10 protein-coding genes and 2 pseudogenes are annotated in these 14,998 nt (G+C 35.2%); 6 read left to right on the forward strand and 6 right to left on the reverse strand.

Features of this window, described 5'->3' with window-relative positions; translation table 11 throughout:
• Window positions 1-1,347, forward strand: coding sequence for a PTS cellobiose transporter subunit IIC (gene celB / locus V192_RS0107150; protein ID WP_025870354.1), 1,347 nt, complete (start codon window positions 1-3; stop codon window positions 1,345-1,347).
• 344 nt (window positions 1,348-1,691) lie between these two features.
• Here celB and V192_RS0107155 read toward each other — a convergent pair whose 3' ends face one another.
• The gene (locus V192_RS0107155) at window positions 1,692-2,213 is read right to left on the reverse strand and encodes a GNAT family N-acetyltransferase (protein ID WP_025870356.1); all 522 of its coding nucleotides are present in this window, start codon (window positions 2,211-2,213) and stop codon (window positions 1,692-1,694) included.
• Entirely contained in the window at window positions 2,197-3,456 is a 1,260-nt protein-coding gene (locus V192_RS0107160; protein ID WP_025870358.1) for an MFS transporter, read from the reverse strand. The genes V192_RS0107155 and V192_RS0107160 overlap by 17 nt, the downstream gene beginning before the upstream one ends.
• Window positions 3,457-3,659: 203 nt before the next feature.
• Between V192_RS0107160 and V192_RS0107165 the strand changes: the two genes are divergently transcribed.
• Window positions 3,660-4,574 carry a helix-turn-helix transcriptional regulator gene (locus tag V192_RS0107165; RefSeq protein ID WP_025870360.1) on the forward strand — a complete coding sequence of 305 codons (915 nt, stop codon included), beginning with the start codon at window positions 3,660-3,662 and terminating at the stop codon, window positions 4,572-4,574.
• Window positions 4,575-4,853: 279 nt separating this feature from the next.
• On the opposite strand, the gene V192_RS0107170 is transcribed toward V192_RS0107165, so the two are convergent.
• Entirely contained in the window at window positions 4,854-5,825 is a 972-nt protein-coding gene (locus tag V192_RS0107170; RefSeq protein WP_025870362.1) for a ribose-phosphate diphosphokinase, read from the reverse strand.
• Window positions 5,826-6,160: 335 nt separating this feature from the next.
• Here V192_RS0107170 and V192_RS19600 point away from each other — a divergent pair.
• Window positions 6,161-9,924: pseudogene (locus V192_RS19600) on the forward strand (5'-nucleotidase C-terminal domain-containing protein).
• A gap of 102 nt (window positions 9,925-10,026) precedes the next feature.
• Here the strand turns inward: V192_RS19600 and V192_RS0107180 are convergent.
• Window positions 10,027-10,248: a hypothetical protein gene (locus V192_RS0107180; protein ID WP_025870364.1), complete on the reverse strand. Its 222-nt coding sequence runs from the start codon at window positions 10,246-10,248 to the stop codon at window positions 10,027-10,029.
• A gap of 299 nt (window positions 10,249-10,547) precedes the next feature.
• Window positions 10,548-11,930, reverse strand: coding sequence for a bifunctional UDP-N-acetylglucosamine diphosphorylase/glucosamine-1-phosphate N-acetyltransferase GlmU (glmU, locus tag V192_RS0107185; protein WP_029948166.1), 1,383 nt, complete (start codon window positions 11,928-11,930; stop codon window positions 10,548-10,550).
• A 389-nt stretch (window positions 11,931-12,319) separates the two neighbouring features.
• On the opposite strand from glmU, the gene V192_RS0107190 reads away from it, so the two are divergent.
• The 3 genes and pseudogenes from V192_RS0107190 (at window position 12,320) to V192_RS0107200 (ending at window position 13,839) form a co-directional block, all read left to right on the forward strand.
• Window positions 12,320-12,967 (forward strand): FusB/FusC family EF-G-binding protein, encoded by a 648-nt coding sequence (locus V192_RS0107190; protein ID WP_025870369.1) that lies wholly within the window; start codon window positions 12,320-12,322, stop codon window positions 12,965-12,967.
• A 272-nt stretch (window positions 12,968-13,239) separates the two neighbouring features.
• A pseudogene (locus tag V192_RS19605) lies at window positions 13,240-13,421 on the forward strand (type II toxin-antitoxin system HicA family toxin).
• Window positions 13,422-13,452: 31 nt separating this feature from the next.
• On the forward strand, window positions 13,453-13,839 hold the full coding sequence (locus V192_RS0107200) for a type II toxin-antitoxin system HicB family antitoxin (protein WP_025870370.1): 387 nt from the start codon (window positions 13,453-13,455) through the stop codon (window positions 13,837-13,839).
• A 236-nt stretch (window positions 13,840-14,075) separates the two neighbouring features.
• On the opposite strand, the gene V192_RS22830 is transcribed toward V192_RS0107200, so the two are convergent.
• On the reverse strand, window positions 14,076-14,171 hold the full coding sequence (locus tag V192_RS22830) for a putative holin-like toxin (protein ID WP_420834553.1): 96 nt from the start codon (window positions 14,169-14,171) through the stop codon (window positions 14,076-14,078).
• Between the last annotated feature and the right edge of the window lie 827 nt (window positions 14,172-14,998).

Here is a 14,998-nt window from a genome sequence, read left to right on the forward strand (position 1 = left end):
ATGAATACAGTATTTACGTTTTTAGAAACAAAATTGATGCCTCCTTTGAATAAAGTTGCCAACTTGCGCTTTATTCGAGCGATCATGCAAGCGGGGATCATTACGGTGCCATTTACGATCGTTGGTTCTATTTTTCTGATCATTAATAATTTACCGCAAATCATTCCGCCACTGGCACCATTTTTTGAGAATACAATCTTGAAATTCGCACCGATTTATAGTGTAGCGACCACTATGTCGATTGGGTCGATCGCCATTTTTTATTGTTTGGCGACTGCTTATTATTTAACGGACATTTACCGGAAAGAAGAAAGTGATGGACTAAGTAGTTTTGTTGGAGCTATTTTAGGGTTGTTTGCCTTTTTGATGACCATTGTACAAACAGATATCGTTGATGGTGGTGCTCAGCTGATTCAATCAGAAAGTGAAACATCGATCATTTATAATGGGATCGCACTTGGCGGTTGGGTCACTCGTTTTAGTGGTGTTGGGATTTTTATTGGGATCATCACTGCTGTGATTTCGACTCAAATTTATCGTTGGTGTGTGAAAAAGAATATTACGATTCGGATGCCAGAAGGCGTTCCTGATGGGGTAAGTAAGGCATTTGCTTCATTGATTCCTGCTATTTTTATTGCGTTTGTAATGTTATTTATCAATACGATTTTAGCTGTCTTCCATACTGATTTACATGGGTTGTTGTCCAAACCGTTTGAGTTTGTTAAGGATTTGACAGGCTCTTGGTTGGGGATCATCGTGATCATGCTGTTGATCCATCTGCTTTGGGCTGTCGGAGTTCATGGAACAGCTGTGATCAAAAATAGTTTTATCAACCCCATTTTATTGGTCGCCTTGACAGAAAATATTGATGGCGGATCAAACATTTTCGCTGGTGATTTTGTAAATATGTATATCTTTATTGGTGGTGCAGGTAGTACGCTTGGGTTGGTTCTATTGATGATTTTTGCGGCAAAATCAGATCAATTAAAAGTACTTGGTAAAGCAGCTGTGTTGCCTGGATTGTTTAATATCAATGAACCGGTGATTTTTGGTGCACCGATCGTTTATAATCCTTATTTGATCATTCCGTTTATTGTAACGCCTTTGATCAATGTGACAATTGCCTATTTTGCTTCTTCTCTCGGGTTAGTGAATAAGGTAATTACTGGGATTCCTTGGATTTCTCCTGTGGGGATCGGCGCGTTTCTTGGAACTGGCGGCGATTTTCGAGCAGTATTGATTGCTTTTATTAATTTAGCGGTGTCGATTGTTTGTTATTATCCATTTTTCAAGATGTATGATGGGAAATTGTATGGAGAACAGATGGCAGCTACTGAAAAGAACTAATCAAAAGATTTCATCTAATAAACTACTAATACTTAATATTCTGCATCTAAGAATATGTATGCAAGGACTTAAAAAATAATCAGATAGTACTCAAAAAGCACATGGATAGCCCATGTGCTTTTTGTTTGGTCAAGTAATTCCTACTTTCCCATCATTAAGTGTATATTACTTGATTACTACGATTTCTTTTTTCATAATTATCTCCTCCCAATTATTCATATTCAAATCCATATTTATCTTTACTCTTATTTAATTACAATAATTTCTTTCTCCATATTTAGCCACTTTCTGAAAAATATCTTCCAGTTGCAGAACAAAAGAAGTTAATTGCACTCGTATAAGAATTAGATACAAACATTATTTTTTCGCTCGTATACTTGGAGATCATACTTACTTGATCCTTTTCTAACTATATCTTTTTTAGATTCAATAAATTCAAAGCCCAGCCTTTTTAGAATAGATATGACTTTCAAATTATAATCTATTACTTCACTAACAATTCTGTTAAAGTGAAGTTTGGAAAATATATACTCTTCAATTGATTTAAAGACTTTAATTCCTATACTAAAATTTTGATATTTCTCCATTAAAATAATTCCAAATTTTGTTTCCTTAGCCGAAAATGAAAAATCATATAATGTAACTATTCCTATAGAATGATCATCCAACTTTATAATGAACAACATATCATCGGAGTTCGAGAAAAACTCTATAGTATTCTTAATATTACTATCTTGTATATCAAAATTATCTTCGGATAAGGCTAAAGTTTGGATATCTTTATCTTGATAAAGATTTTTCAAAAAAACAAAATCTTTATTTGAAGCTTCTTCTAACTTTAAATGTTTGTTAATACGAATAATCATTAAAAACAATCCTTTCTTCAGATATATTTTTTAACCTCAGATGTCCCTTAATACCATTGCTACATATCCAGTATATTCCTATACAAATAATTAATAGCGAACTAATACTAATTGTAACAGCAGGGTTAGTTACATCTCCAACCAGTCCTCCTAGTAATGCTCCAAATGGAGACATACATGTAGATACACCTATTATTGTGGCCATCACTGCACCGACTTTTTCTTTAGGGATTATTGACTGTGCAATTGTCTGTGAAAGAATATTGATCATTCCTATAGGTATCCATCCAATAAAGAAAAACAGAACGGGAAGCATTGTTGGTGTATTGGTAAAATGATCTAGCAATGTAGTAATAGTCCATGATAAACCTGTAATAAATGCTGAGCAGACATAAATTTTTTTTACAGATATTTTTTTTACACTTTCTGCATTTAAAAGTATTGAGCCAAATATTATTCCTAAACCTGATGCAGCCATATAAAAGCTATACTGTAATTCTGAATTGGAAAATGCCGGCAGATTTGCATAAATACCTGTAGTAAAGAAATTCATCAATATAAAGCCTGATAATATGGAAAATAGGAATTTATTTTTCAATATTCCAAAGGAACTAATGATATCCGATTTGTACTGTTTAATTGGCTCAGAAATATCTAATTGCTTTTGGACCTTAGATAGGGCTATTGTGTGTGTTAGAAACATAAAGATAATCGAGTTTATAAAAAATGTTATACTGCTTAAACTATAAACTGTATAAAGTCCAACTGAGGCTATCAATGTCCCCGCTATTGCATTGTAAATTGCATCGCTTCCCTGATAGGCTAAAGTAAACAAAGTGTTTCCTTTTAGCATATCTTCCTCTTTTAAGATTTTAGGCAACAGTGACAATTGGCTTGGGTATATAAATTGATTAATCAATGTAATTGTCGGCATTAGAACCAATACCTTCCCTAAAGTTAAGCTATCACTATAATAAAAATATGGTATTAACAATAATAATATTGATTGAATAAATTGTGATAAAACAAGTCCTCTTTTAATGTTCATTCTATCCAAGAATGGACCGATCAATATTTGAACTATACCTGTAGAAGAAGTTAAAAATAAAGCAAAGCCTGAATAAAATGTAGATTGTGAAAGTTCGTATACTAACAAAGCTGTAGCTATCGCGTATAAACTATCTCCAAAATTTGCTATTAATCTACCAATTAAGAGTATATTAAAATTTCTGTTTCTGATCATATAGCAACATCCTTCTACTTATATTTAAAAACGATTATACCTGATACTTCTTGAGTTTAGACAAAAAAAGACATATAATGTCCTTAAAAAGATACAAAAAGATAATAAAATGAATGAAATGACCTTTCAACAATAATAATAGCAGTATTTTTTACGCCTAATAATTTTTTTAGATGAACTTGTAACTAAAAGGAGGGTGTCAATTGAATAAAAACATTTTAAAAAAGTTTAGAGAATCACTTCATTTAACTTCTAAAGATGTTTACTCTGATATATGTGATAGAAGAACATATATCAAAATTGAAAACGATATAGCATCAGGAAAACTAGAGGTCCTATTAGCAATATGCCATCGCATAGGCATATCTCTCCAAGAGTTACTACATTATTACAATTTAGAAGAAAACAGCGAATCTATTGAAGATCTAACGATAAGTAATATTCATTCAGAAAATATCAGAAACCTAGCCTATTCAATCAAATCGATCAGTAACAAAAAATTCTATAACCCTAAGATTTTAAGTCGCTTTATTGGGCTTAAAACTATCACTCATAGACATTCAGAGCAACCAAATTCTCTAACGATAAGCCCAAAAGATATCAATAATATAATCGATTACTATACAGAAAAAAGAGGGAGATGGTTATATTCAAGCGATTATGAAGCATTTGGTAACTTGATTCCTGCAGTTACTATTCAAACAACTGAAAAATTAGAACATCTTTTTATCCCATATAAGAGTAATGAAATGCCCAGTAGTGAAGTATACACTGCACTTCTAGTTATTTATGGGAATTATATTGATAAATGCTTGGAAGAAAATAATTTGAGAAAAGCTTTACAGTTAGTAAAGCAATTTAATACATTGCCCCAGTTCTACAATAATTTTGAATATTCATTTTGGATTAAAATTTTAGAAAATCTCGTGTTATACAGCGTGAATGGTAACTTTGAATTTTATATCACTGCTGTTGATTATTTCAAAGCTATTAAATTAACAAAAAACGAAACATTAATTAAAGCTATTGGTAAGCAGATTAAAAGAATACATGGTGATGAAGCGAATGAAAAACAGCTCCTGATCTTGCATAATAATGATTACAAATCACTTGATTAATCAACTTTTCCACATTTCTTCTCACGATATTTTTCTAAAGTATAATTTATTATTGCTCCAAGAAAATCAACTATTTCAATTGTCCGAATCCAAATTTACTATTTAGACTAATCAATCAGACAAGCTTTTGCTAATATAAAAATTAAACCCATTTCTTACAAACAAGATAACCCTGCCTTACTATTTTTGGCAGATAAAAAAGTCGCCAAGCATTGTCTTCTGCAATTTTTTAAACAGAAGGCAATGCCTATCGACTTTTTTGATTTATTATTTTCTTTTTTAACGGCGTTTTGTTTCAAACAGCGGGCTAACTGGTTTGTTTTCGTGGATACGTTTGATTGCATCCCCAATTAATTCACCAACACTGATTTCATCGATTTTATCGATTTTACGATCATCTGAAAGATAGATAGAATCAGTTACAACTAAACGTTTGATCGCAGAATCTTCAATACGTTGTAACGCAGGTCCTGATAAAACAGGATGTGTACAAGAAGCATATACTTCTTTAGCACCCGCTTCTTGTAAAGCATTGGCAGCTAATGAAATTGTTCCAGCTGTGTCGATCATATCATCGATCAAGACACAGATTTTACCTTCTACATGTCCAATAATATTCATCACTTCAGCAACATTCGCTTTTGGACGGCGTTTGTCGATGATTGCAATCGGTGATTTCAAGTATTCCGCAAGTTTACGGGCACGAGTCACACCACCATGGTCAGGAGATACAACCACAACATCATCGCCTTGAATGCCGTGTTCCATAAAGTAATCCGCGATTAATGGCGCACCCATCAAGTGATCCACTGGAATATCGAAGAATCCTTGAATTTGAACAGCATGTAAATCTAATGTCAACATTCTAGTTGCTCCTGCTTTTTCAAGCATATTTGCTACAAGTTTCGCTGTGATCGGTTCACGGGCACGCGCTTTACGATCTTGACGTGCATAACCGTAATAAGGCATCACCACGTTGATTGTTTTTGCACTAGCACGTTTTAACGCATCGATCATGATCAACAATTCCATCAAATTATCATTAACAGGACTGCTTGTTGATTGGATGATATAAACGTGAGAGCCACGAATACTTTCTTCAATATTTACTTGAATTTCACCATCACTGAATTGAGTGACAGAAGATTTTCCTAATTCTACACCGACAGCTGCAGCAATTTTTTCCGCTAATGGACGATTCGAATTAAGAGAAAAGATTTTCAATCTAGGATCAAAATAATGTTTAGACATGAGGACCTCCGCTTTCTTTTACTGAACAATAGTTTCCTTATAAATAGTAGTCACTTTTTCAAAATAAATCAAGTGATTTTGAGGCATTCCTCCAAAATAATACAATTTTCTAATAAAAATAGACAACTCCGAACAGAAAAAAAACGAGTAACATTAAAATATGGTGATTTTGTCATTTTCTTTTAAAAAAATAGCGTATTTTCTAATGACAAGGTTAAAAATATATATTACTATTTAGAAGGTTGATAAAAATGAAAGCGCATTATTTTATTTTTATGATCCATCATGTAAATGATAGTACGTATTATCCAGTTTCTAATTTGAGGAGGAATTTTGTGAAAAAGTCTGTTTTGAAAAAAGTACAACTTGGGTTACAAGTATTGATGGTTTCAACTTTATTAGCAAGTACTGGCGCCGCAACTGCATTAGCAATCGAGCAACAAACCTCAGAAACAACGCAACCAGAAGCTACTGTTTCAAGTACAACATCGGATGAACAAGATACCACTTCTCCAACGAATAAAGTAGCGACAACACAGCGACTTACCATTTTAGGTACCTCAGATGTCCACGGCCAACTATGGGATTGGTCGTACGAAGATGATAAACAAACACCTGTCGGCTTGTCTCAAGTCAGTTCTGTCGTACAAACTATTCGTTCAGAAAATCCTAACGGTACAATTTTGATCGATAATGGTGATATGAACCAAGGAACGATTTTGACGGACGATTTGTACAACAAAACACCTTTAATCGAAAAACCAAATCCTATGATCAAAGCCATGAACTACATGAAATATGATGCCATGGTGTTGGGGAATCACGAATTCAATTTTGGCTTGGATTTAATCAAAAAACTTGATAATGAAGCAGCCTTTCCAATCTTATCTGCAAACACATATGTAAAAGACTCGGGCAACCGCTTTGTTGGCGGAACTATGAAAAAAGCAATTGACCTAGATAATGATGGTAAGACTGATTTAACCGTTGGTATCATCGGTTTAACCACACCACAGATACAGCTATGGGACGGCGCTAAAGTCGAAAGTCTTTCTTTCACTCCGTTGAAAGAAGAAGCTGAAAAAGCCGTTGCTGAACTAAAAGACGACACTGATATCATTGTTGCTTCGATCCATGCTGGTCGTCAAAACTCTGATCTTGCTGCAAGTGCCGATCAAGTAATCAATAAGGTTGCTGGTATCGATGCTTATATTTTAGGTCATGATCACCGCTCTTTCGCAGAAAAAATCCAAGGGCCAAATGGACTTGTTCCAGTAGCCGGTCCTAAAGATACCGGAACCGAAATGATCAAAATCGAGCTTGATGTCGAAAAAGCAGGAGACAAATGGCAAGTCAAAAACAGCGATGCTGCCATCGTAAATACCAAGACTGTCCCAGCAGATGAAGCATTAAAAGCCGAAACAAAAGAATATCATGACAAAACAAGAGAATTTATCTCAGAGAAAATCGGAACAGCAACTGGGGATTTTTTACCTGCTGAAGAAGTAAAAGGAATTCCAGAAGCACAACTGCGTCCGACTGCAATGATTTCTCTGATCAACAATGTGCAACGAAAAGCAACCGGTGCACAACTTGCTGCTTCTGCGCTCTTTAAAGCTGACAGTAAATTAAATGCAGGAGATATTTCTTATTCCAATATATTTGATATTTACAAATACCCTAACACTTTAGTTAGCGTCAATATCACTGGTGAAAATCTACTGAAATACATGGAACATCAAGCGGATTACTACAATACACCTGGTCCAGATGATTTAACGATCAGTTTAATGAAAAAATTCGTGTGTATAACTATGATATTTTTTCTGGTATTTCTTATAAGATCGATATTTCTAAACCACAAGGTGAGCGTATCATCAATCCAACAATCGATGGAAAACCCGTTGATCTTGCGGCAAACTATACGATTGCTATGAACAATTATCGCTACGAAGGCCTATTAACACAAGGTCTTGTGACAGGTGAGCCGATCAAGTCTACTGATCCTGAAACATTGCGTGGATTGATTGCAGATTATATCCGTGAGAAACAAACTCTTGACCCCGCAGTTGAAATTGAAAACAACTGGGAAGTGATTGGTTATCATTTCAATAAAAACTGGCGTGATTTAGCTGTTAAACTAGTGAATGATGGTACCTTACAGACACAACCTGCAGCAGATGGTCGCACACCAAATGTCAAACCAATCACGAAACAAGATGTACGCAATGCTGGTTACGCTCCAGACTCAGAATCATTTACGATCATGCATACCAACGATGTTCATGGACGATTAGAAGGCAACGGCAAAGATGTTTTAGGTTCGGCACGTTTGAAAACCTATAAAAACGTGATCAATCCAGATCTCTTAATCGATGCAGGAGATTCATTTCAAGGCTTGCCGATTTCCAATTTCTCTAAAGGCAAAGACATGGTCAAAGTGATGAATGAAGTGGGATACGATGCCATGGCTGTTGGAAATCATGAATTTGATTTTGGCTTGGAAACGGCACTAGAGTATAAAGACGAATTAAATTTCCCAATCTTATCAAATAATACTTTTAAAGATGGAAAATTAGTCTTTGAACCTTCTACAATCGTTGAAAAAGGCGGCAATAAATACGCCATTATCGGCGTAACCACACCTGAAACAGCGACAAAAACACATCCAAACAATGTAGTTGGTGTGACTTTTGCTGATCCAATCGCTGAAACAAAAAAAGCCATCCAAACAATCAAAGGTTCAGGGGAAACAATCACTGCCTATGTCGTTACTGGACACTTAGGTATCGACGAAACGACTCCACATGAATGGCGTGGTGATACTTTGGCAGAGACACTAAGCAAAGATTTTCCCGATTTGAATATTACTGTTTTAGATGGGCATTCTCATACAGCCGTTGATGGCGGAAAACAATTTGGAAATGTGATGTACACCCAAACAGGGAATTATTTGAATAATGTCGGTTTAGTAAATGTGGATTTGACAGACCTTAGCAAAAAAACAGCTTCATTAACTCCTGCAGAAACCTTAGCAGATTTAGAAGAAGATCCTGCCGTTAAAGCCTTAGTTGAAAAGGCCAGAGCGAATTTTGAAGCATGGGGTTCAGAAGTTGTCATTGAAAATAACCCTTACCAGTTTAATGGTGAACGCGACAATGTACGAACAAGAGAAACAAATTTAGGGAATCTGATTGGCGATGCCATGTTCGCTTACGGACAGCACGGTTTTAAAAATCAAGCTGATTTTGCAGTAACAAATGGTGGCGGTATTCGAGCAAATATCGAACCTGGAAAAGTGACGCTAGGAGATATTATAGCTGTAATGCCTTTCGGTAACAGCATCTCCCAAATCAAAGTGACAGGTGCAGAGGTCAAAGAAATGTTTGAGCTTTCACTTCGTTCAATGGCACAAAAAGACGAAAACGGTGCAATCATTTTAGACGACTTTAATCAACCAAAACTTGGGGCAAATGGTGGCTTCCTACATGTCTCCAGCACCATCCGAGTCCACTATGATTCAACGAAAAAGGGCTCATTACTACCCGCAGACGAAGGCAACGGAACGGACAAAACGATTGTTGGAGAACGGGTTCTGCAAGTAGAAATCCAGGATCGTACAACTGGAAAATTTGCACCGATCGATGAAAAGGCAACCTATCATATGGCAACGAATGACTTCTTAGCAGCTGGCGGTGACGGCTACGATATGTTAGGCGGCGAGCGTGAAGAAGGACCTTCTTTAGATACTGTCTTGATTAATCATTTAAAACAAGGAGCAACTCTTCGTTTGTATGATGCTGCTACAAATATTGACCTGTCTCAATACAAAGATGCTTTTCCAGGAGAACGAATCATTTCTATTTCAGAAGCTGAATTTAATAAGAAAAACAAACCCGAACCTGTACCAAATCCTGATCCAAAAGATCCTGATAAAACAAAACCGAATGAACTAAAACCAGCAAAACCTAGTGATAAAACAGTGAATTACCCGAAAATGGGTGAAACAATTGTTGCTTATGGCAGTTTAGGATTAATTGTTATTGGATTTTCTGGTTATGGTTTTTATGAATATAATCGTAAAAGGAAAATAGGATAAACAAAAAGAGAGCTACGATTTTTTAGCTCTCTTCTTTTATTTTCCTTTATCATATGTCCACGTTACTCTAATAAACCAACATTTTATATGCATACACAGAGGTTAGTTTAAACGATCTACAATTGTTTGTTTGATCTCATTAATATAAATCATAACGTCTATATCATGACGATCAATATATCTCCAAAGAATAGCACCCCAAAAAAACAAATTCCCCATTACTAAAAATGAAATGATACGCTTATTTCTAGCAGAAATATAGGATGCGCGCCATTTAGGATCGTTCCGTCGATTTTTTAAAAATTCGTAGGTATGGTATGCCACATGATCACTCCTTCTTATCAAAAATATTATTTTATACAATAAATTAATATATTCGGAGCCAAAATTATTAGTCTCCCCCTCAAGAAAATAATTACCTCCCTAATGTCGTCATTACATTTTATTATGACATAAAAACAAACTGAATGCTACGGAGAACAATAATTTCAAGGAAGGCTATAACCATAGCAACTACATGATTAATCTAAAATATATATCATCATAATAACTCCATTGCTTTTACAGAAAACTAAAAGAAGATGACTGTCAAAATTTCGCAGTCATCTTCTTATTATTATCCCTTACTTCTCGTTATTCATATAAGGCATGTTCTTCCCATAACCTTCTTTATTCACCTGTCTTGCACGAGCAATCGCCAAGTCAAATTCTGCCACATCATCTGTAATCGTAGAACCTGCAGCGATCACTGAGTTCGCTGCAACGTTCACAGGTGCGATCAAACTTGTTGACGAGCCAATAAACGCGTGATCCCCGACTGTTGTGCGGTGTTTATCTTTCCCGTCATAGTTAACGAAAACCACACCACAACCAACATTGATATTTTTCCCTAAGTCTGCATCACCAACATACGTCAAATGACCGACTTTAGTATCCTCTGCCACTGTCGCATTTTTGATTTCTACAAAGTTTCCAACATGAACACGCTCACCGATTTCAGCTTTCGGACGGATATGAGCAAATGGACCGACATCTGCATTTTTGCGAATGATACTTTCTTCAATCACAGATTGCGTGATTTTTACGTTATCTTCGATTACACTATCCACAATTTCAGAATGTGCGCCGATAAAACAATCTTCACCGATCACTGTTTTCCCTTTTAAATGCACACCAGCTTCAATCACCGTATCTGAACCGATCACAACACCTTCGTCAATATACGTTGAATCAGAATCAACGAATGAGACACCATTTCTCATATGCATTGTATTCAAACGGCGGTGCATGATTTTATTCGCCTCAGCTAAAGCTACACGATCATTGATTCCCATTGCTTCTTCAAAGTCAGCCATTTGGTAGGCCGCAACGGTCTTGCCTTCTTTTTTTAGGATTTCAATAATATCTGTTAAATAGTATTCCCCTTGTGCATTGTCGGTATTGATTTTAGATAAAGCATTAAACAAGGCTTCATTATCAAAGCAAAAAGTCCCAGTATTGATTTCCTGCACACGAGCTTCTTGTTCGGAAGCATCTTTTTGCTCCACGATTTTTTCAACGATGCCTACATGATCACGAATGATTCGACCATATCCAGTTGGATCTTCGGCATGAGCTGTTAAAATCGTTGCACTGGCGTTTTTCCCTTGATGATAGTCAAACAGATTCGCTAATGTTTCAGCAGTTAATAACGGCGTGTCACCTGTAATAACAAGGGTTGTGCCTTTTTTGCCTGCTAAGTGGGCTTCAGCTTGTAACACCGCATGTCCTGTTCCTAATTGTTCTGCTTGTAAAGCATATTGGCTACGCTCACCTAAATGGCTTTTGATTGCCTCAGCTCCATGACCTACAATCGTCACAACTTCACTTGGATTCGTTTTTTCTACTTGATCCATGATGTGTTCCACCATTGGTTTGCCAGCGACAGGGTGTAACACTTTATAAAGTTTTGATTTCATGCGTGTTCCTTTACCAGCAGCCAGGATGATGACATATCTGTTTTCCAATTGCTTCACTCCTAAGATTTGTTTTATTTTCAATCGTTTATTTTCATTTTAAAATAGCACCATGTTTTAGTTTAGCTTACTCTTTATGGTTTTTCAACTGAACCAATTGCTTTTTTGCTATACCAATTTATAATTTTACGTGTTTGCGTTATAATAAAGGAAAATTATGTTAGTACAATTAACAGCCAGTAACTTATAGAACCAATCTTTCTGTCAGAGTGCGTTGTGCCATGTGCTATCTAGCTACGCGGGCTAGTCTCTCGGAAAAAAGATAAAAATGGCATGTGACAAAAAGCGTCCCATTCAATTTTCCCTATTTTTCTGTCGAGACTGAACGAGCCCACTGCGCTTTTAATTTTATCACTTGAATGATAGAGAGGAAATCCATTATGAATACAAAAATACAACCATATCAATTTAATTTTATTAGAAAACAAGCCAATATTTTGCTACAAGCTCATTTATCTGTAAATGATAAAAATACAATCAAAACACTACAAGCAATCGTTCTTGAGAAAATCAATGAGCAGTTTGGTACAGATAAAGAACAGTTACAGCCGTTATTAGATGGTTTTTTAGAAGCTGCAACTTCTAAGCCTAGACTGGAACAATATTTGGAAGGGTTAAAAGAAGCGGTTATTCCATTTGATCCGCCTTCAAAACAACAACTGACAAAGCTCTTTAAAAAGACGAAGAAATTGAAAATCCCAGATTGGGAAACAATGGACTTGAGAGATTATACTTTTTACAGCTGGAATGATAGCGGGAAACAGCAAAAATTTATTATTGCTTCAATTGACGGACAGTTCGTCGGTGTTTCAGGAACGATTTCTCCTACGACTCAAAAAGGGATCTGCCCGATTTGTCATGAAACGTCAGAAGTTGCGATGTTTCTGTCTAAGGTGAAAGAATCCGGTGATGGGATGTACACGAAGCGTGGGAATTATATTTGCTATGACAGTGAGAAATGTAACCATAATATCGAGCGTAGGGAAGAATTAGAAGCGTTCGTTCAGAATGTGAAGTTTATGAAGTAAAATATTACCTAGAGGAAATCGCCTCTAGGTTTTTATTTTTTGATCTCCCAAATTTTGCTATTGGCAAGAAAAATTGAGAGAACTTGACGTTTCCATCAAATCCTTCCTACTTTTTCGAATTATTTGACTATTTGACATTATTAAACTGACCAGCTATTTCTCTTTTAACTAAAATGATTTACTCTATCAAAAAGATTTTAAAAAAACTAAGCTAACAGTTGAACAAATACGCATTATTACGTATCATACTATCTATAAAGGAGAATAACAGTGTGCCCAAGTCAGCCAGAGAAATAGTAAAAATTCTTAAAAAAAATGGATTTGTAAAAACTGATCAAAATGGTAGCCACGTAAAAATGTATAATCCAATCACTCATCACACAACAATAGTGCCTATGCACACAGGCGATGTACCGATACGATAGCTATATGGAAACAAGCAGGACTTAAATAGTCTTAATTTGACTATAAGGAGGAATACTATAATGAGTAGCCTAGTTGTATATCCAGCTATTTTTAATCAAGAAAGAAATAGCTATAACGTTACATTCCCTGACATCCCAGAAATAATTACATTTGGGGACGGTATCGATCATGCCGTAGAAATGGCTCAAGAAGCATTAGGTTTGGCGATCTATAATAAAACAGAATTGCCTACCACATCTGATCCAAGAAAAATAACATTAGACAATGAAACTGATTTTGTTTTAATGGTTACTTTGGATCTAAATGAGTATAGAAGGAAATTCCATTCAAAATCTGTAAGAAAAAATACATCGATTCCAGAATGGATCAATGACTTAGCCGAAAAAGAAAATATAAATTTTTCTCAGACTTTGACTGAGGCACTTAAAAATAAGTTGAATGTTTGAAAATGTCTGCATGCTATTTAAAGTTATAGTGAGAACTGACTTTATTCTAGCTTCTAAACTATTTTAAATGAAGTAATTCATCCCCTAACTTCGTTAGCGTATTTAAAAAAATCGTGTTATAATGACAATGAAAAGAGAGATATGCGCTAACATACCTCTCTAGTGTAGATAGTACCAGTAAAAAGCTGGCGGCTATAGATTAAACGGTAAAAATAAACCATTTTAACCTACTAAAGTTAAAAAAATGGTTTATTTTTTTGATTAAATTTCAATATGGCAACCACTAACATTGCAAAACTAATCGCAAGTGTTAATGCTTCGTATACTGACAACTCTATTCCTCTCCATGGACACAGCCATTAATCATCAGGCATCACCCCTTTTTCAAGAGATTTAGCCAACCATCTTTTCACTTTTCTACACTAGTTATTATATCATAATAGCAATTATTTATAACTCTTACTTGCAATTTTTCGTAGCAAAATACCCTATTATTAGGCGATAAATCAGACAACCACCAACGCAAGTAAAACTTAAAAATTTCCACCTCTTTTATCAAACTTGTCCATTTTTTCGACCAGAATTTGGCTATTAAAATTCTTTCCCACTATTCTATTGACTCCTATAACAGCTTTAGGTTAGAATAAATTTACAACATAAAATAAAAAAGGCGCTCTGTCAGAAGACGGTCATCTTCTAAACAGAGCCCTGTATTATCAGCCGAAACTAATAATACAAGTTGCCTCGCCAATAATTTCTTATTGACTAACCTTATTGTACTAAAAGTAAGAACAAATTTCCATTCTTTTTTCTTGCTCAATACTGTTAGTGAATGGTTATTTAACGAACGCTTCATGGTATTAGTAGCTGACTAATATCATTTTTTTGTGTTTAAAATCAGGTAATTAGAGCGAAAAAACAAAATAAAAAGGCACTCTGTACAAGGGCGGTCACCCACATACAGAGCCTCATATTATCAGCCGAAACTAATAATATAAGTTGCCCTAGTCAATATTTGCATATCGACTCTTTCATTTTACTCAATTTTTGTAAGAAATACTAGTGTTTTTTACAGATATTGTTATTTTGAAGCAGTTGGTGGTTATTTGTTGCACTTTTGCACGGTATTAGTTGGTGCTAATGCCGTATTTTTTCGCTC

The sequence above is a fragment of the Enterococcus crotali genome, from assembly GCF_000633635.1.
GTDB lineage: Bacteria > Bacillota > Bacilli > Lactobacillales > Enterococcaceae > Enterococcus_L > Enterococcus_L crotali.

Bases quoted from the DNA above. Each gene is read 5' to 3' on its own strand.
- celB (WP_025870354.1), top strand. From the start codon at position 1: ATGAATACAGTATTTACGTTTTTAGAAACAAAATTGATGCCTCCTTTG.
- V192_RS0107155 (WP_025870356.1), bottom strand. From the start codon at position 2,213: ATGATTATTCGTATTAACAAACATTTAAAGTTAGAAGAAGCTTCAAAT.
- V192_RS0107160 (WP_025870358.1), bottom strand. From the start codon at position 3,456: ATGATCAGAAACAGAAATTTTAATATACTCTTAATTGGTAGATTAATA.
- V192_RS0107170 (WP_025870362.1), bottom strand. From the start codon at position 5,825: ATGTCTAAACATTATTTTGATCCTAGATTGAAAATCTTTTCTCTTAAT.
- V192_RS0107190 (WP_025870369.1), top strand. From the start codon at position 12,320: ATGAATACAAAAATACAACCATATCAATTTAATTTTATTAGAAAACAA.
- V192_RS0107200 (WP_025870370.1), top strand. From the start codon at position 13,453: ATGAGTAGCCTAGTTGTATATCCAGCTATTTTTAATCAAGAAAGAAAT.